The sequence below is a fragment of the Echinicola sediminis genome (genome assembly GCF_054777495.1).
The window spans coordinates 24,701-41,721 of sequence record NZ_BAAHAP010000018.1 but is presented as its reverse complement, the minus strand read 5'-3'; the positions used below and the strand labels follow the sequence as shown (position 1 = coordinate 41,721).

Annotated in this window: 17 protein-coding genes; 4 read left to right on the top strand and 13 right to left on the bottom strand. The window is 43.7% G+C overall.

Features of this window, described 5'->3' with window-relative positions:
* Nucleotides 1–2: 2 nt before the first annotated feature.
* Nucleotides 3–674 carry an OmpA family protein gene (locus ACYVAA_RS06755; protein WP_460539805.1) on the top strand — a complete coding sequence of 224 codons (672 nt, stop codon included), beginning with the start codon at nucleotides 3–5 and terminating at the stop codon, nucleotides 672–674.
* Nucleotides 675–931: 257 nt separating this feature from the next.
* Here the strand turns inward: ACYVAA_RS06755 and rny are convergent, their stop codons facing one another.
* The 7 genes from rny to rpsT all read right to left on the bottom strand — a co-directional run bounded on the left by rny (nucleotide 932) and on the right by rpsT (nucleotide 7,314).
* Complete coding sequence (rny, locus tag ACYVAA_RS06750) at nucleotides 932–2,497, bottom strand: ribonuclease Y (RefSeq protein ID WP_460539803.1); 1,566 nt, start codon at nucleotides 2,495–2,497, stop codon at nucleotides 932–934.
* Nucleotides 2,498–2,564: 67 nt separating this feature from the next.
* The gene (locus ACYVAA_RS06745; protein ID WP_460539801.1) at nucleotides 2,565–2,849 is read right to left on the bottom strand and encodes a cell division protein ZapA; all 285 of its coding nucleotides are present in this window, start codon (nucleotides 2,847–2,849) and stop codon (nucleotides 2,565–2,567) included.
* 1 nt (nucleotide 2,850) lies between these two features.
* A complete protein-coding gene (locus tag ACYVAA_RS06740; RefSeq protein ID WP_460539799.1) occupies nucleotides 2,851–3,135 on the bottom strand; it encodes a hypothetical protein in 285 nt (94 codons plus the stop codon).
* Nucleotides 3,136–3,139: 4 nt separating this feature from the next.
* Nucleotides 3,140–5,551 carry a phenylalanine--tRNA ligase subunit beta gene (gene pheT, locus ACYVAA_RS06735; protein WP_460539797.1) on the bottom strand — a complete coding sequence of 804 codons (2,412 nt, stop codon included), beginning with the start codon at nucleotides 5,549–5,551 and terminating at the stop codon, nucleotides 3,140–3,142.
* Between the two features lie 63 nt (nucleotides 5,552–5,614).
* Complete coding sequence (locus ACYVAA_RS06730; protein ID WP_460539796.1) at nucleotides 5,615–6,232, bottom strand: DUF1684 domain-containing protein; 618 nt, start codon at nucleotides 6,230–6,232, stop codon at nucleotides 5,615–5,617.
* Between the two features lie 6 nt (nucleotides 6,233–6,238).
* Nucleotides 6,239–6,934, bottom strand: coding sequence for a JAB domain-containing protein (gene radC / locus ACYVAA_RS06725; RefSeq protein WP_460539794.1), 696 nt, complete (start codon nucleotides 6,932–6,934; stop codon nucleotides 6,239–6,241).
* Between the two features lie 125 nt (nucleotides 6,935–7,059).
* A complete protein-coding gene (gene rpsT / locus ACYVAA_RS06720; protein ID WP_460539792.1) occupies nucleotides 7,060–7,314 on the bottom strand; it encodes a 30S ribosomal protein S20 in 255 nt (84 codons plus the stop codon).
* A gap of 213 nt (nucleotides 7,315–7,527) precedes the next feature.
* Between rpsT and ACYVAA_RS06715 the strand changes: the two genes are divergently transcribed.
* Complete coding sequence (locus ACYVAA_RS06715) at nucleotides 7,528–8,481, top strand: zinc dependent phospholipase C family protein (RefSeq protein WP_460539790.1); 954 nt, start codon at nucleotides 7,528–7,530, stop codon at nucleotides 8,479–8,481.
* 58 nt (nucleotides 8,482–8,539) lie between these two features.
* Here ACYVAA_RS06715 and ACYVAA_RS06710 read toward each other — a convergent pair whose 3' ends face one another.
* Together ACYVAA_RS06710 and ettA are read right to left on the bottom strand one after the other, a co-directional pair.
* Entirely contained in the window at nucleotides 8,540–9,847 is a 1,308-nt protein-coding gene (locus ACYVAA_RS06710; protein ID WP_460539879.1) for a pyridoxal phosphate-dependent aminotransferase, read from the bottom strand.
* Between the two features lie 125 nt (nucleotides 9,848–9,972).
* Entirely contained in the window at nucleotides 9,973–11,652 is a 1,680-nt protein-coding gene (gene ettA, locus ACYVAA_RS06705; RefSeq protein WP_460539788.1) for an ABC transporter ATP-binding protein, read from the bottom strand.
* 136 nt (nucleotides 11,653–11,788) lie between these two features.
* Between ettA and ACYVAA_RS06700 the strand changes: the two genes are divergently transcribed.
* Together ACYVAA_RS06700 and ACYVAA_RS06695 are read left to right on the top strand one after the other, a co-directional pair.
* Nucleotides 11,789–13,078 (top strand): DUF349 domain-containing protein, encoded by a 1,290-nt coding sequence (locus ACYVAA_RS06700; RefSeq protein ID WP_460539785.1) that lies wholly within the window; start codon nucleotides 11,789–11,791, stop codon nucleotides 13,076–13,078.
* A gap of 80 nt (nucleotides 13,079–13,158) precedes the next feature.
* Entirely contained in the window at nucleotides 13,159–13,380 is a 222-nt protein-coding gene (locus tag ACYVAA_RS06695) for a DUF2795 domain-containing protein (protein ID WP_010855875.1), read from the top strand.
* 45 nt (nucleotides 13,381–13,425) lie between these two features.
* On the opposite strand, the gene ACYVAA_RS06690 is transcribed toward ACYVAA_RS06695, so the two are convergent.
* From ACYVAA_RS06690 to ACYVAA_RS06675, 4 genes are all read right to left on the bottom strand, one after another.
* Complete coding sequence (locus tag ACYVAA_RS06690) at nucleotides 13,426–14,160, bottom strand: LytR/AlgR family response regulator transcription factor (RefSeq protein WP_460539783.1); 735 nt, start codon at nucleotides 14,158–14,160, stop codon at nucleotides 13,426–13,428.
* On the bottom strand, nucleotides 14,138–15,196 hold the full coding sequence (locus ACYVAA_RS06685) for a sensor histidine kinase (protein WP_460539781.1): 1,059 nt from the start codon (nucleotides 15,194–15,196) through the stop codon (nucleotides 14,138–14,140). The genes ACYVAA_RS06690 and ACYVAA_RS06685 overlap by 23 nt, the downstream gene beginning before the upstream one ends.
* 161 nt (nucleotides 15,197–15,357) lie before the next feature.
* Nucleotides 15,358–16,164, bottom strand: coding sequence for a LiaF transmembrane domain-containing protein (locus tag ACYVAA_RS06680; protein WP_460539779.1), 807 nt, complete (start codon nucleotides 16,162–16,164; stop codon nucleotides 15,358–15,360).
* A 118-nt stretch (nucleotides 16,165–16,282) separates the two neighbouring features.
* Nucleotides 16,283–16,963: an IspD/TarI family cytidylyltransferase gene (locus tag ACYVAA_RS06675; protein ID WP_460539777.1), complete on the bottom strand. Its 681-nt coding sequence runs from the start codon at nucleotides 16,961–16,963 to the stop codon at nucleotides 16,283–16,285.
* Between the last annotated feature and the right edge of the window lie 58 nt (nucleotides 16,964–17,021).

Sequence of the window (17,021 nt, the reverse complement as noted above, 5' to 3'; positions counted from 1 at the left end):
TCATGAGAACGTTAAAATCATTAATGGGAATTATGTTAAGCGCATCTATTCTTTTTAGCTGTGCTGATTGGAGCAATACCGGAAAAGGTGCAGCTATTGGAGCCGGAGCCGGGGGAGCCCTGGGAGGACTAATCGGAAACAAAAAAGGAAATACCGCAGCAGGTGCCGTTATCGGGGCAGCAGTTGGTGGAGCGGCTGGCGCGGCAATAGGCAAGTACATGGACAAACAAGCAAAGGAAATGGAAGAGCTTGAAAACGCGGAGGTGGAAAGAGTCGGCGAAGGCATTCAGATCACCTTTGATTCCGGGATCCTGTTTGGATTTGACTCTTATCAACTTACCCCTCAGGCCCAGGAAAACGTCATGAAGCTGGCCAAAATCCTGAATGATTATCCTGACACCAACATCATGATCTATGGCCATACCGACAGCAAGGGAAGTGACGAATACAACCAAAGCCTTTCTGAAAAACGGGCCAACTCTGTCTCCAACTACCTGAAAATGCAAGGCATCTCTAATGTACGTCTTGCCACAGAGGGGCAGGGAGAAAGCATGCCAGTAGCTACCAACGACACTGAAGCGGGAAGAGCCCAAAACAGAAGGGTAGAAGTAGCCATTACGGCAAATGAAGAACTTGTAGAAAAAGCTGAAAACGGAGAACTAGAAAACATTTAATAGTACTCTCCTTTTCAATTTACAGCATAAAGCCTTCCGATTAATCGGAAGGCTTTTTTTTGATCATATGTCCCGTCCCTAAATAACGTTACACAAAATGGAATGGATACCGAAACTAGAAGGACCAAGGCTGAAGCATAAATCCATTCCTTTCAATGCATCCGTGAACCATTAATCCTTGGATAATCACCCACAAACATAAAAAAACCACAACCTTCTTATGAAGATTGTGGTCTCAATGGAAGTTTTAAATCCCCTTATTTGGCGTAATTCACCGCTCTCATTTCCCTGATCACGGTCACTTTTATTTGGCCAGGATATTGCATTTCTTTTTCGATCTTCTGCGAGATATCAAAAGACAGTTTGCCGGCAGTGGTGTCATCCACGTTCTCAGCATCCACCAATACTCTCAGCTCACGGCCTGCCTGCATAGCAAAACATTTATTCACTCCATCAAAGCTTAAGGCAAGATCTTCCAGATCCTTCAAACGCTTGATATAGCTGTCCATGATTTCCCTTCTTGCACCTGGCCTGGAACCGGAAATTGCATCCGACGCCTGAATGATCGGAGAGATCATAGAAGTCATCTCAATTTCATCGTGGTGCGCTCCGATGGCATTACATACTTCCGGATGCTCCTTGTACTTTTTGGCAAGTTCCATACCAAGGATAGCGTGAGGAAGTTCTGCTTCTTCAGGGTAAACCTTCCCAATATCATGAAGCAAGCCGGCACGCTTGGCAAGCTTTGCATTTAGCCCCATTTCAGCAGCCATAGTGGCACTTAGCTTGGCTACCTCCCTTGAGTGTTGAAGCAGGTTTTGTCCGTAAGAAGACCTGAACCTCATACGGCCCACCATTCTGATCAACTCAGGATGCAGGCCGTGCACGCCAAGATCAATACAGGTTCTTTCACCGATCTCTACGATTTCTTCCTCAATATTCTTCTCCGTCTTGGCCACAACCTCCTCAATTCTGGCAGGGTGGATCCTTCCATCCTGTACTAATCTGTGCAGTGACAACCTGGCAATCTCTCTTCTTACCGGATCAAATCCCGAAATGATGATCGCTTCTGGAGTATCGTCCACCACAATCTCTACACCTGTAGCTGCTTCCAGCGCCCTGATATTCCTACCCTCACGTCCGATAATCTTCCCTTTGATATCATCACTTTCGATATTAAAGATCGACACACAGTTCTCTATGGCATGTTCGGTAGCGGTCCTTTGGATGGTATCCAGAACGATCTTTTTGGCCTGTTTGGTGGCGGTAAGTTTCGCTTGGTCCAGAATATCCTTTACGTGCGAGGAAGCCTTGGTATGCGCCTCGTCCTTCAGCATCACCACCAGCTGGTCCCTTGCTTCCTCCTTGGTAAGCAAAGCCACTTTCTCCAGATCGGCAATCCGCTGATTGGTCACCCTGTCAAGTTCTTCTTTTTTCACTTGTACGGAATGGAGCTGTGCATTGAGGTTTTCCTTCTTGCTGTCCAGCTCTGCCTCCTTGCGCTTGATCTGTTCCATTTCCTTGGAAAGGATCTGCTCCCTTTGCTTCAGCTTTCCTTCATTGGTGATAAGGATATTTTTTTTCTTATTCACCTCATCTTCAAAGTCCGCTTTTAATTTCAGGTACTTTTCCTTTGCCTCAAGGATTTTATCCTTTTTGATGGATTCTCCGGTAAGTTCTGCTTCCCGGATTACACTCTTGGCTTTCTCTTGGGCCTCTTCTTCTATTTTCTGATTGTTTTTCTTTAAAAAGAAACCTACCAGAATTGCCCCGATTGCTAGGCCTGCTATGCCTGCAATGATAATGTATAATGATTCTCCCATAGGTATTTTAGGTTAATAAAAGACCTACCGGCACGAAAAAAATCGTCCTGAGCACGATGAATAATAATTACAATATGGATTTCAATTGGTTATTGACACGGGATAATGCCGTAGCTATCTGCTCGCTGTCCTCAGAATTCACTTCATTTACCTCCAAGGCCTCTACCATGCAGTCAAAAGCTACCATGGCTAATAAATCCTGCCGATCATCCAAACCAAATTCTTCTCTATATCTTTTTAATTTATCATTGATCAATTTACCTGCCCGCCTGATTTTCGCCTCATCATCTGCCTTCACTTTCATAGGGTACTCCCTATCTCCTATTTTTATCCTTATTGAAAGTGTATCCATATTATTCAGACAGGTAAGTAATTATTTTATCGATATCTTTGATATAATTATCAATTCTGCTTCGTAGTTCAGTAGACGCTATATTTTCTACCGGTATGTTGTTTACAATTTTACTAATTTTAATTTGATTTTTAAAATCCTCCAGCGAGGCCTCCTTTTCTTCCATCTGCTGCCTCAAACCTCCCAATTGATCGCGCAGAGACTGGTTTTCCAGTTCCAGCTGCTCGATTTTTTTGGTCACCTTGTTGGCTACGGCCTGAAGTTGTTGGAGTTCCTCGTGGATCATTTTATCATTTTCTAATCAAAGCCCCAATCTCTGTTTCAAATGACTTCATCAGTCTGCTCATCGACTTGTCGATAATTTTGTCCGTAAGGGTCTTTTCGTTATCCTGAAGATAAAAACTCAAAGCATAAGCTTTCTTGCCTGCTTCAATCTTGTCCCCCTGATAAACGTCAAATACCCCGATGTGTTTTAAAAGCTTCCCTCCTGCTTTTTCTGCCACTTTCCTTACCGTGGCAAATGATATCTCTTTATCAATCACCAATGAAAGATCCCTCCGTACCTCCGGAAACTTGGAGATTTCGCCGTACTTTTTCAAACCGGAAGCTTTCTTCATCAAATAATCCCACCTCATCTCTGCATAAAGCACTTCTTGCTTGACATCAGCTAATTTGGTGATTTTTGTGGACAGCAGCCCTACTTTTCCGATTTCTTTTTTACCAAGGCTCAACCTCAGCGCATAGTCGAATGGTGCCTCATGAATGATTTCCACTTCGGGAAGCGACACATTCAGCTTGTCGAAAAGCTTCTCCACCACAGAATAAAGATCCGGAAAACTAACTGGCTTGGAAGGCTCCAGCCAGCTCTCGGCAGCCTTATCGCCTGTCAAAAAGAGCGATAAATGCTTTTCTTCCCTGTAGCCTTCTTGCTCCTTAAAATAAGCCGTCCCGAATTCAAAGAACCTGAGGTCTTTCTGCCTCCTGTTGATATTGTGCGCCAATACCTCCAGGCCCGTAAATAAAAGTCCCTGCCTCATTACGCCAAGATCCTCACTTAGCTTGTTGTAAATCTCTACGTTCTCTTCTGACTTCAGGAAGCCTGACTTTTCGGCATAAACCGGCTTGGTCAATGAATTGGTCATGATCTCAAAGAAGCCCATACCTGAAAGTAACTCAGAGACCCTGTATTGGAGTTTGTTGCTGTCCTTTGCCGGATGCTCAGCCAGAAACCCTGCCTGATAGGTATCCGACAGCAACACATTTTCAAAACCATAGATCCTGAGCACTTCTTCAATGATGTCCGCCTCTCTGGTCACATCCACCCGGTAAGGCTTCACAATGGCCTTAAATCCTTCATCGTTCTCCTCCGAAATACCGATCTCCAAACTTTCCAAAATTTCCTTTACCTGGTCCTTTGGGATTGCTTTGCCGATCAGTCGATTGATATGCGCAAATTTCACCTCAATTTCAAAGTCCGCAACAGGCTCGGGATAAACATCCACAATTTCCGAAGAAATCTCCCCACCGGCAATCTCCTTAATGAGCATCGCCGCTCTTTTCAGAGCAAAAACCGGCATATTGGGATCTGTCCCCCTTTCAAACCTGAAAGAAGCGTCTGTCTTCAGCCCATGCACCTGACTGCCCTTTCTCACTACATCAGGAGAGAAATAAGCACTTTCCAGAAAAATCGAATTGGTTTGCTCACTGACTCCTGAGCCTTTTCCCCCAAAGATCCCCGCGATACACAATCCATGGCGCTCATCACAGATCATCAATTCCTCGCCACTTAGTTTCCGCACTTTTTCATCCAAAGTGACAAACTCAGTACCTTTGGCAAGCTTCTTTACGATGATCTTATCATTGGCCACCTGATCCAGGTCAAAGGCGTGCAGCGGCTGCCCCAAATCGTGAAGAATGAAGTTGGTAATGTCCACCACATTATTGATGGGCTCCAAATCCAGTGCCTTCAGATAATTCTGTAACCATTCCGGAGAGGGTCCTACTTTAATGCCAGAAATGCTCAGGCCCGCATATCGGGGACAGTCTGTAGCACTCTCCACCTCCACAGTTACAGGACGTGAATTATTATCCACTTTAAATCCGGAAACATCAGGAAGCACCAGGTCTTTTTTCAACAAAGCCTTAAGATCTCTCGCTACTCCCAAATGTGAAGCTGCATCAGCCCGGTTAGGGGTCAGCCCGATCTCAAGCACATCCACCGACTCCAAATTGAAAAATTCGCTGGCAGCAGTACCGTTGGGCAGGTCGGTATCCAAAACCAGGATACCATCATGGCTGGTCCCCAAACCCAATTCATCTTCTGCGCAGATCATGCCTTGGGAAACTTCCCCTCTGATTTTTGCTTTCTTGATGGTAAAAGAATCGCCTCCATTGGTAGTCAGCTCTGTACCCAAAGTAGCCACGACCACTTTCTGTCCCTGGGCCACATTGGGGGCACCACAGACAATCGGCACCACTTCTGCCCCTACATCCACTGTGGTTACACTCAAACGGTCGGCATCAGGATGGGGGGCACAGGTCAGCACCTCACCGATCACTACTCCCTTCAGCCCACCGGGGATGGATTCAAAGCGCTCAACTCCCTCCACCTCCAGTCCGGATTGTGTGAGAAGCTCAGCGATTTTATCCGTACTTTCTTCAAATGGTATAAAATCTTTTAATCTATTTATAGCTACTTTCATGTATCCTATCTGATTTTATCGAATTAAGGAGCAAATTTAAGATAATTGCCAATGGCAAAAAGCTTATTCCTTGTAATTTTTCTCCCCGGCCAGAATCGGCACGTTCAAAATATTTTCCTTAGGAGGGATAGGGCATGCAAAATCAGGATTATAGGCGCAATATGGATTAAAAGCAAGATTAAAATCTATGGTAATACCGCTGATCCCATCTTGCCTCAAATTCAAATATCGGCCACCTCCATAAGTACTTTCCCCGCTGGTCTCATCAGCAAACGGCAGAAAAAAATTCTTCTTATCAGCCTCACTGACCGATTGTAGCAGCAGCAAACGCTGCATCTTACCCTCCAACTCAAACTCCGCATAGCTGTGCTTCAAATAACGCTCCTTGGAACCGTCGGTCATGGGAATCTCCAGTACCTGCTGGTTTTGTAAAGGCACTAACCTGGCCCTAACCTTGTATTTATCATCTATGGGAAAACAATCCAATGAATCAAAAGCACCCTTTTGAGCCGCCGTCAAGGGCGAGTCATCATTAAACCTTAAAAATTTGTACTGTCTCTCCCGCTCAGCACTGATCTCCTCCTTATAATCTTCAGTGTTTCCACTGCCAAAAAACATATAAAACACGGCTATCAGGGCGACAAGTCCCACTATACCAATTAATAACTGATTTTGTTTCATTTCTTTTTATAACATTGCTTCATCGGCGAAGCTAAAATAGCCAAGATCTGTGAAAATCACATGATCTATTACCGGTAACTCCAGTTCCTTTCCAAGACTTACCAACCTTCTGGTCAATTGTTCATCGGCTTTTGAGGGACGCCTGTTGCCCGAGGGATGGTTGTGCACCACTATTATAGCCGATGCATTTTGCTCTAATGCGCACTTAAAGATCAGCTTGGGGTCGGCCACTGTACCACTCATCCCTCCTTTGCTAATGGCCTGTTTTTTTAAAACGTAATTCGCCCTGTTCAGCAAAACAGCGTAAAAATGCTCCACGGACTCATCCATTAACTCCGGCCTCATGAGCTCATATACCGCTTTGGAGGAAGTAATCCTTGCCCGTTTGGGAGCATCGGCCATTTTCCTCCGACGCCCCAGCTCCAGGGCACTCACGATAGCTATCGCCTTGGCCTCTCCAATCCCCTTAAACTTCTGTAGATCCTTCACCGAGAGCCTGGCCAAATCTGACAAACTATAATCGACACTGGACAAAATATGCTTGGAAAGGTCCACCGCACTCATAGATTTAGTACCCGAGCCAATCAGGATGGCAATAAGTTCAGCATCTGAAAGCACTGCCCTCCCTTTTAAGAGCAACTTTTCCCGAGGGCGGTCCTCTTCAGCCAAAGCCGAAATCTTAATCGATTGATAATCTTCCATAAAAAAACTGATTAAAAAAACGCCAAAACCAAAAACATTACCTTAGAAAAATATTAAAAAATCAAGAATAAAAAAAGCCTTACTGCTCAGCAGTAAGGCTCTTATATCCTCTTTATACGGCTAGCTTATGCTAGAGAGTTTACAAATTTAGTCAAGCTAGACTTTTTGTTGGCCGCATTGTTTTTATGAATGATATTCTTCTTAGCAAGCTTATCAATCATAGAAGAAACTTTTTTCAATAGCTCCTGCGCCTCAGCTTTATCAGTAGTATGTCTCAATCTCTTGATAAAAGTCCTTGTAGTTTTCGCTTGATATCTGTTTCTCAAACGCTTGGCTTCGTTTGCACGAATTCTCTTTAGAGCTGATTTGTGATTTGCCATATCTTATTTTTACTTAAATTTCTTTATTTCTCTACTTCCCTTAAATAGGAGTGCAAAGTTAACTGATTTATTTTTAATCACAAAAGGATTAACAAACTATACATCAGAAAGTTTGAAAAGCGCGAAGCTCCATCATTTGCACCCACCTGATTTAACCGCAAATGTAAACAATTTAATCTTCGTTTTTTTTGATTTTAAATATTAAATTTAATCATGAAGCCTTACCTATTTTTTTGCTTGCTATTTTTCATTGATTTTCAAAGCTTTGCCACATGGGGATTCTATGCGCATAAAAAAATCAATCGCCTAGCCGTCTTTTCATTACCTACCGAAATGATCGGTTTCTACAAAGAAAACATCAACTTCATCACCGAAAACGCGGTCAATCCCGACAAAAGAAGATACGCTACTGAAGGAGAGGCCGAGAAGCACTACATTGATGCGGATATTTTTGGAGACAGCGCAGTCTATCAACTCCCCCGCTATTGGGATGATGCAGTGGCAAAATTCAGCGAGGACAGCCTTAGAAAATATGGTATCGCTCCATGGAACGTACATTTTGTCAAAGTGCAACTCACCAAAGCTTTTCAAGAAAAAAATGCCGAAGCCATCCTAAGACTTTCGGCAGATCTGGGACATTATATTGGGGACATCAATGTCCCCCTGCACACAACGGAGAATTATAACGGCCAGCTCACAGGGCAAGAGGGCATTCATGGATTTTGGGAAAGCCGTATTCCGGAACTGCTTTCAGACGATTTTGATTTGTTTGTGGGCCAGGCGACATACATCAAAAACACACAGTTGGCAGCCTGGGACGCCGTAATACAAGCCCATCAAGCATTGGACAGTGTACTGACCTTTGAAAGAATCCTTAGCCGCAAAATGGGCAAGGACAAAAAATACAGTTTTGAGCAACGGGGAAACATCAATACCAGGGTCTATTCAAAAAAATTCACAGAGGAATACAATAAGATGCTTTCCGGTCAGATAGAAAGGCAGATGAAAAATTCCATAATCATGATTGCCAACTTTTGGTTCACTGCATGGGTCGATGCCGGACAACCTGACCTGAGGGAACTGGTTCATCATAAAAAACCCTTCGAAGAACCACTTCCCCCTTCCGATGAGCCCCGCCTCAAAAAATCAAGAACCCATGAACATTAAAAAAGCTGCTCTCCACACCGGGTGAAAAGCAGCTTTATTGATCAAATGATATTCCTTATTATGCCGACTTTAAATAAGAGCGGATGCTGTTAGCGATCCGGGTAAAGGTATCCCTGAATTTCTCCTCATTCTCTTCCAGCAAGGTCACCCTGAAACCACGAAGGTTAGAACAGAAAGAACTTACCGGTACCACACATATCCCCTCTGAAGCTAACAAGTTATAGACAAACCGTTTGTCATGTGGCATCTCATCCTCGTTTAGCCACTGCGCAAGATACCCTTTTACCCGCACATCCTCCACCGGAAGATATTGCCTACTATTGAGCATCTTTTCATCAAAAACAATGGTATTGTAAAAAGCTCCTTTGGTCTTATTGAACTTGATACCGGGCACACCGGAAAGCACTTCTTCCATGATCTTGCTTCTTCGCCCAATCTGCTCGTTGGCCTTTTTTCTGTAGGAAGCATATTCTGGATGGCTCATCACTTTAGGAATGGCCAGCTGAGGCAACATCGTGGAGCAGACTTCGATCATCTTGGCATTTTCCAAGGTTGTGCACAGCTTGTTAAATTCCGTAGAAGCATCCTTATTGTAAAACTCCATCCAACCGCACCTGCTACCAGGCCAGGGGAACTCTTTGGAAATCCCTTTTAGGGAAATCCCTGGCAAATCCCCTATCACCTCGGAAAGCGAGATCGCATCATAACCATTATAGGTAATGTTTTGATAGATCTCATCCGCTATTAATAGTAGGTTAAATTCCCTGGCAATGGAAACAAACTTCTCCAACACCTCCCGGGGATACACCATACCGGTAGGGTTATCAGGATTGATAATCAACAGCCCAACAATGTTCGGGTTATACTTGACCTTATTATAAAGGTCATCCATATCAGGATACCAGTTATTGTCCGGATCAAGTTTATAGGTAATCGGAAAGGTATTGGCATGCGCCGCCTCTGCAGAACTATGGGTAGAATAGGCCGGCGAAGGCCCTATTATCCTTGCCGTAGGAATCAAAAACTGATAAAGTTTGGCGATAGCATCCCCTAGTCCATTGAAGAACAGGATATCATCCGCGCTTATCTGCACACCATTCCTTTTATTATTCAGTCCGGCCAAATATTCCCGGGTTTTCAACATCCCCTTGGAATCGGCATAACCGTAGGTCTTGTCATCACTGACCAACTCCATCACAATTTCCTTCATCCAGGCAGGAATAGTGTTGTTCTTTTGAATAGGGTCCCCTATATTTTCCCAAGTGATCTCATAGCCCAAACTCTCAATCACTTTTGCCTTCTTTACGATACCCCGAATCTCATAATTCAACTCATCAGCTCCAGGGGCAAGCAAAATCTGTCTGATCATATCTACTCCAATAATGCACGTATAAAATTTCCGCCAAAGGTAGGAAAAATTTATTCTCCCTCCTTACCCATACAAAAGAAGATTGGGCATTTTTAATGTAGCGCAAACTTTCAACACTGACTTTATTTCAACTTTTTATACTTAATCCTTTTAGGTGTCACATCCCCTAATCGCTTTTTCTTATTTTCCTCATAATCCGAGAAGTTCCCCTCAAACCAATACACCTGGGACTCTCCCTCAAAAGCCAGAATATGCGTACAAATCCTGTCCAGGAACCACCTGTCGTGCGAAATCACTACCGCACAGCCTCCAAAATTCTCCAAGGCCTCTTCCAAAGACCGCAAAGTATTTACATCCAGATCATTGGTAGGCTCATCCAACAGCAGCAGGTTACCGTTTTCCTTCAAGGTCAGGGCCAGGTGTACCCGGTTTCTTTCCCCTCCAGAAAGCACTCCTACTTTCTTTTCCTGATCGGATCCTGAAAAATTAAACTTGCTCACATAGGCCCGGGCATTCATCTCTTTATTGCCCAGCTTGATATTTTCATTCCCTTCTGAAATGGTCTGATATACGGACTTCTGGGCATCCAGCTTATCATGCTCCTGGTCCACATAGGCCAGCTGAACCGTTTCCCCTACTTCAAAACTTCCACTATCAGGTGTTTCATTCCCCGTGATCAGCTTGAACAACGTGGACTTACCCGCACCATTCGGACCTATCACCCCTACGATACCTCCCTGCGGCAATGCAAAACTCAAGTCTTCAAACAACAGTTTATCCCCGTAAGATTTGGACACCCCATTGACCTCAATCACCTTGGCTCCCAATCGTGGCCCGGGAGGAATATAAAGTTCCAGTTTCGCTTCACGCTCCTTGGCATCTTCCCCAACCAGCTTTTCATAAGCATTCAAACGGGCCTTACCTTTGGCCTGCTTGGCTTTTGGCGTCATCCTGATCCACTCCAATTCCCTTTCGAGGGTCTTCTGTCGTTTGGACTCGGTCTTTTCCTCCTGAGCCAAACGCTTCTGCTTTTGATCCAGCCAACTGCTGTAGTTACCTTTCCAAGGTATACCTTCCCCCCTGTCCAGTTCCAAAATCCATCCGGCCACATTATCCAGGAAATACCGGTCGTGGGTCACGGCGATAACGGTCCCTTTGTACTGCTGCAAATGGTGCTCCAGCCAAAGTACCGATTCCGCATCCAAGTGGTTGGTAGGTTCATCCAGTAGCAACACATCAGGTTCTTGCAACAATAAACGGCAGAGGGCTACCCTTCTTTTTTCCCCTCCGGACAGATTCCCTACAACCGCATCGCTTGGCGGCAATCGCAATGCATCCATGGCTTTGTCCAGCATCACATCCAACTCCCAGGCATCGGCCGCATCCAGCTTTTCCTGCACTTCACCCTGACGCTCGATCAGCTTGTTCATTGCATCGGGATCCTCCATCAAAGCAGGATCCATAAATTGCTCATTGATCTCCTCAAATTCCTTCAACAATCCAACGGTCTCCGCCACTGCTTCTTCCACTACTTCCTTCACGGTCTTCTCAGGATCCAGCTGCGGCTCCTGCTCCAGCATGCCAACGGAATAGCCTGGTGACCAGACCACTTCCCCTTGAAACTCTTTTTCTATTCCGGCGATGATTTTCAGCAAGGAACTTTTACCAGAACCATTGAGCCCTAAAACACCAATTTTTGCACCATAAAAAAAAGATAAATAAATATCTTTCAACACTCTCTTTTGCGGGGGATAAATTTTGGAGACCCCTGCCATTGAAAATATAATTTTCTCGTCACTCATATTTTTGTAGTTCCCTATTGTTTTTTATTTTGAAGAACAAATATGGCAAATAATCGCCTTTCTTAGGATAAATGCATCTTAATTAATTAATTTGCAGAAAACAAGAATTAGCCGACTAACCACCAACTAGATCGAGATGGAGCATCCATATGGATACATTAAGGACAACAAAGTTTATTTAAAGGGTTTTTTGAATCAGGAAGACAGAATAATTGGAGAGGTAAAGGAAAGTGAAGCTTCCACCATCAAGTATTTTGAAGAAAGGTTTGAACTGGCTCAAAAAAAGGTTGCCGACCTCAAGAAGGACATCGAAGAGAACCAGAACAAAGGATCTTTCCTCATGAAACTCATCCACCTAAGGGAATCTTTGATGCAATATGATGCCTTGGGCGACTTTGTTCCACTAATAGAAGAACTCAACCAACAGGAAGAGTACCTAAACGAAATCATTAAGGCAAACAGAGAACGTAACCTTGAAATCAAGCAAGGACTGATTCTCGAAGCTGAAAGCCTCAAAGACAATACGGACTGGAAGGAAACTTCTGAAAAATTCAAAGACCTCAAGCTTCGATGGATCAAAACCGGACCTGTTGCCCCTGAGTTAAAGGACGAGATTGAAACCACTTTTCAGGAAACTGTCGACGCTTTTTTCACCAACCGGAAAAACTATTTCGAAGGATTGGCCCTGCAGGCCGACGAAAACATCAAGGTATACGAAGCGTTGGTGGTAAAGGCCAGGAAAGCTTTTAATATGTCAGATGCCAAAATGGCTTTTGAAATCAGTAAAAAGATCCAAAAACAGTGGAAAGAATCCGGAAAAGTTCCTGCCGAGAGAAGGCAGCCACTCTGGGACGAATTCTCTAAACTTAACAACCGGATATTTAGCCGATTTAAAAGAACAGTGCAGAGTCAAGGACAGGGACAGGGACAGGGACAGGGCTACAAACCCCGCGCCCCAAGACTCCGTCCTTTTGAGGTGGTCAAAAAGGTCGAACAGCTGGCTGAAGAAATGCGGTCCATCTCTCAAGGCCCCATTACCCCTGAAAAGCTTTCAAAAGCCAAAAGAATGCAGTCCGAATGGAAAACGCTTCCTCCCAAAAAACCCAGAGAGGCACAACAATATTCACGCTCTTTCGTCTTCTTTACTGATGTGGTTTTTGAGAAATCGTTCCTCCACAAGCTTGCAAGGTCTAAATACGACAACTTTAATGAGCTGAGCGATCAGGAACAAAAACAGATCAAAGCCAGTATCATGAAGGATTTGATCGGAAGGGACGAAAAAGAACTGGAAACGGTAAAAGAAAATGCCGAAAAGTTCTATTCACATGAACAGGATTTTGAAACAATCCTTTACAGAAAACTGGGAGCTTACAAAAGGAAGCTGGATGTGAAAAATCACATCCTAAAAGAACTTTCAAACAAATAATAAGTTAAAGTATTAAAACTTAAAAGATTTTATATTTTTGCTTCACCGTGAAGATCGGAAAAACTTAAAATGTAGACACTATGTATTGGACTTTAGAACTTGCATCTTATTTGGAAGATGCTCCTTGGCCAGCTACAAAAGATGAATTGATTGATTTCGCTATTCGTTCTGGAGCTCCTCTTGAGGTAGTTGAAAACCTTCAAGAGCTTGAGGATGATGGTGAGCCGTATGAAAACATCGAGGAAATTTGGCCAGACTATCCAACAAAAGACGATTTCTTCTTCAATGAAGATGAATATTAAAAAAGCCCCCTCCGGGCTTTTTTACTTTTTCACCTATTTCCTTACTTACACCCCCAGCACCTGCTTTAATTTAGCCATCCCACTTTTGCTTACCGGCACAGTAGCTCCGCTCCTCAATTTGATCAAATACCCTTCTTTTTCATAAGAGGCTATGTTCAGGATTTCTGACACTTTCACCATATAAGAACGGTGCACCCGGACAAAACTTGCGGGGTCCAATGCTTCCTCAAAAAATTTCAGGGTTTTGTTTTTGATGTATTTATTATTCCCACTATAAATGTTGACATAATCATCATTGGCCTCAAAAAAACTTACTTCAGCCACGGGGATCATCTTTATCTCCCCCCTGTCTTTGAGCACGATTCTTTTTGCATACCCTTGTTCCACCTCCCTTGGGGCAGACAACAGCCCTTCCAGAGAGCTGTTACCACCAAATTGAGAAAATTTCACCACCGCCTGGGCAAATCGCTCTTTAGAGAAAGGCTTAAGCAGGTAATCCACGGCATGGGCATCAAAAGCTTTCATGGCATATTCATCAAACGCTGTAGTAAAAATCACTGCTGGCGGCTGATCAATAAGTTCCAACATCTCAAAACCACTTATCTTTGGCATCTGGACATCCAGAAACACCAGATCAGGCTGATGCGCCTGAATGGCTTTTAAGCCTTGAAATCCGTCTGCACAAACGGCTACTACTTCAAAATCCGGAAAGTCTTCCAAATATTCTTCAACCAACTGGGCAGCCAAAGGCTCATCATCAATTATTAGGGTCTTTACCATTTGCAACAGGTATTCTTAAATGTACTTGAAAGATATCTTCAGAATCATCAAAAGTCAATAAATCATTCCGTCCAAAAAGAAGGAACAAGCGTCTTTTTATACTGTTCAAGCCAAAACCTTTACCCTCTTCACTGACACTGTCCCTGTCAAAGGGATTGGAAATCATTACCTCCAAATAATGATGGGCCCTAAACACCCTTACTTTGATCTCTACAAGATCCAGCACACCGTACACGCCATGCTTTACAGCATTCTCCAGTAAGGGCTGTATCAACAGGGGAGGTAGCTTAAGACCTAGCGTATTTTCATCGATTTCAAATTTCACAACCAACCGATGGCCAAACCGAACTTTCTCTATTCCTAAAAACAATTTCAGGTAGCCCACTTCCTCTTCCACCGTAACCCACTCTTTCTCATCTTTACGGATGGTCCCTCGCAAAAAGGAAGAAAGCTGTAATACCATTTCCCTTGCCCTGTCAGGCTCCTTTTTCACCAAGGCACTTATAGAGTTAAGGCTATTAAAGAGAAAATGAGGCTGCAATTGTTGTCTTAAATGATAAAGTTCAGCCTCTTTTGCCAGTTTAGCAATCATCTCCTCTCGCCTCCTTGCTTCCAGCTGATCTTCTAACTCACCTCCTACCAGCAAAACAATGACATAAGCCGTCAGGAGCAGCATTATCAGCACCCATCGATACACCATAGAATCCATCAAAAAAAACACGTAGCCCGGATCAGCCTTCAACAAATACTGTAACAAGACTTTTCCCAAGAACACCAGCACCACACTCAAGGAAAGCGGAAAAGCCAAAATAAGCCAAGCATTGTTCCTTTGGGGCTTATAAAAGCGAAAAATATTCTCCAGCATCAAAAACCCTCCAAAAACCAATAGCGTATAGGCCAAACTATCAACTACGCTCTCTTTAATTTCAAGCCCGTAATAATACAGCAAAGAAGCGCCTGAAGCCGATCCCAGAATTAAAACCAGCAGAACTTGATACCACCCATGCCCAGAACGTTTTAGTATCTTTGTTATCATTGTATCATTAATCAACTTTTGGCAAAATATGAGAAGCCGCTGACTCTCACCATTCACTCAGCATAACAGTGAAAAAAGAGCTATGCTTTGCCATGAATCCCCTCCTCCCTGATAACGAAGCATTTTCACCATTAAAACTGCAAGACATTCCTCATTAAGCTTTAAAAGGATTTTATCTCCAAACCACCAAAAAGGACCGTCCCATTGATTACCAACACCTTTCCCGTATCTTCTCCTCCCTGAGGGTACATCCGCTTGTCTTCCACGCCAGCAAACAGATTGGTAACCCCCATTTTTAATTCCCAATGAGGAGGTATCAAAAGCTTCACCCCTCCGAAGGCCACTTCCACATTCAGGACAGCCCCCTCAGCCAGATCAGCTTGGGTAAGATCAATCTCGGTGCCTCCGAATATCGCCGAAACTTTTCCTCCTTTAAAATTCTTTGACATGACCCTCTTTTGAATTCCACAAAACAAGGCCTGGGAATTGATCACATCTTCATTTTGCTCTTGGAAGCCTGCTCCTTCAGACCAATACTCCTTATCACTCATAAACGTCTCACCAACACCTTTGCCCTTCCCGCTAACTTCCGGTCCATAACTACCTGATGGCTTTTCCCATTTATCAAACTGATACCAAGCCCCTTTCCTTTTGGTCATCAGAAGGAATATCCCCAAAATAATCAGACCAACAGGAATCAGGTACCGCTCCACCCTAATGGGAATATCCAATTCATTTGTTAAAAGAAAAAAGCCTCCAAACAGCACAAGAAAGACTCCAAATCCGCTACGGAATTGGTGTTTTGCCAAGGTAATGAGGCCAATGGCTATAAAAATCATCGGCCAAGAAAATATCCAATCGGGGATAAAAAAACCTAATTTTCTTACTAGCAAGAAAAGCCCTACGGCAAGCACTATCAATCCGGTAGTAGTCCTACCGCCATCTCCGGAACCATATCTTCTTTTCATATTCATAGCTATCATCTTTAACGATAGCATAAAACTACTTCATTCCCTCAAAAAATGTAAGCGTGATTAGGCCACTGAAAGAAATTGATCGGTAAAAGCCCCATTTTTACCGGTAAAATTATTTTTTACTCTTTTGAATCAGAAACTGGGCATAGTCCATATCCTCGGGAGTGGTGATCTTAATGTTTTCGAAATTTCCTGCAACAAGACTTACCTGCCAGCCCTGATGCTCGTAAACTGTCGCATCATCGGTAAAGTGATGCAGTTCTGTCACATCAAAGGCCTTTCTGATTCTATTCAGATCAAAGGTCTGGGGTGTTTGCACCAACCTGAAATACTGCCGTTCCTGATAAAATGACTGATTACCATCAGTAAGCTTCCGAATGGAATCTTTAAGTGGAACTACCGCAATGCCGCTACCGTACCGGGCCGCTTCTTCAAAGCTGCTCCTGATCACCTCCTCTTTCACAAAAGGCCTGACCCCATCATGGATTGCCACCAATCCTTCCTTCCAATCAATACTGTTTAGCCCGTTTCTTACCGATTGAAAACGGGACTTTCCTCCTGCCACTACTTCGTGCGGCAAATCAAAGCCAAACTTATCACACAGCTCTTGCCAAAAATCGAAATCCACCCCTGGAATCACTAAGACCAACTTTATATCAGGATCAAAGCGGTAAAAAACTTCCAGAGTATGCATCAAAACAGGCCTACCTCCTATCTCGAGGTATTGCTTTGGTACCGGACTCCCCATCCTGGTGCCTTTTCCGCCTGCTACTATAATTGCTGCTTTCCTCATAAAACTCTTTTAATTCAATGCCGCAAAAGTAAGCAATTTACTTTTAGGCATACCTGTG

Bases quoted from the DNA above. Each gene is read 5' to 3' on its own strand.
- ACYVAA_RS06715 (WP_460539790.1), top strand. From the start codon at position 7,528: ATGAAGCCTTACCTATTTTTTTGCTTGCTATTTTTCATTGATTTTCAA.
- ACYVAA_RS06690 (WP_460539783.1), bottom strand. From the start codon at position 14,160: ATGGTAAAGACCCTAATAATTGATGATGAGCCTTTGGCTGCCCAGTTG.
- ACYVAA_RS06740 (WP_460539799.1), bottom strand. From the start codon at position 3,135: ATGATCCACGAGGAACTCCAACAACTTCAGGCCGTAGCCAACAAGGTG.
- rny (WP_460539803.1), bottom strand. From the start codon at position 2,497: ATGGGAGAATCATTATACATTATCATTGCAGGCATAGCAGGCCTAGCA.
- ACYVAA_RS06700 (WP_460539785.1), top strand. From the start codon at position 11,789: ATGGAGCATCCATATGGATACATTAAGGACAACAAAGTTTATTTAAAG.
- ACYVAA_RS06755 (WP_460539805.1), top strand. From the start codon at position 3: ATGAGAACGTTAAAATCATTAATGGGAATTATGTTAAGCGCATCTATT.
- ACYVAA_RS06730 (WP_460539796.1), bottom strand. From the start codon at position 6,232: ATGAAACAAAATCAGTTATTAATTGGTATAGTGGGACTTGTCGCCCTG.
- ACYVAA_RS06745 (WP_460539801.1), bottom strand. From the start codon at position 2,849: ATGGATACACTTTCAATAAGGATAAAAATAGGAGATAGGGAGTACCCT.
- ACYVAA_RS06675 (WP_460539777.1), bottom strand. From the start codon at position 16,963: ATGAGGAAAGCAGCAATTATAGTAGCAGGCGGAAAAGGCACCAGGATG.
- rpsT (WP_460539792.1), bottom strand. From the start codon at position 7,314: ATGGCAAATCACAAATCAGCTCTAAAGAGAATTCGTGCAAACGAAGCC.
- radC (WP_460539794.1), bottom strand. From the start codon at position 6,934: ATGGAAGATTATCAATCGATTAAGATTTCGGCTTTGGCTGAAGAGGAC.
- ACYVAA_RS06695 (WP_010855875.1), top strand. From the start codon at position 13,159: ATGTATTGGACTTTAGAACTTGCATCTTATTTGGAAGATGCTCCTTGG.
- ACYVAA_RS06685 (WP_460539781.1), bottom strand. From the start codon at position 15,196: ATGATAACAAAGATACTAAAACGTTCTGGGCATGGGTGGTATCAAGTT.
- pheT (WP_460539797.1), bottom strand. From the start codon at position 5,551: ATGAAAGTAGCTATAAATAGATTAAAAGATTTTATACCATTTGAAGAA.
- ACYVAA_RS06680 (WP_460539779.1), bottom strand. From the start codon at position 16,164: ATGAAAAGAAGATATGGTTCCGGAGATGGCGGTAGGACTACTACCGGA.
- ettA (WP_460539788.1), bottom strand. From the start codon at position 11,652: ATGAGTGACGAGAAAATTATATTTTCAATGGCAGGGGTCTCCAAAATT.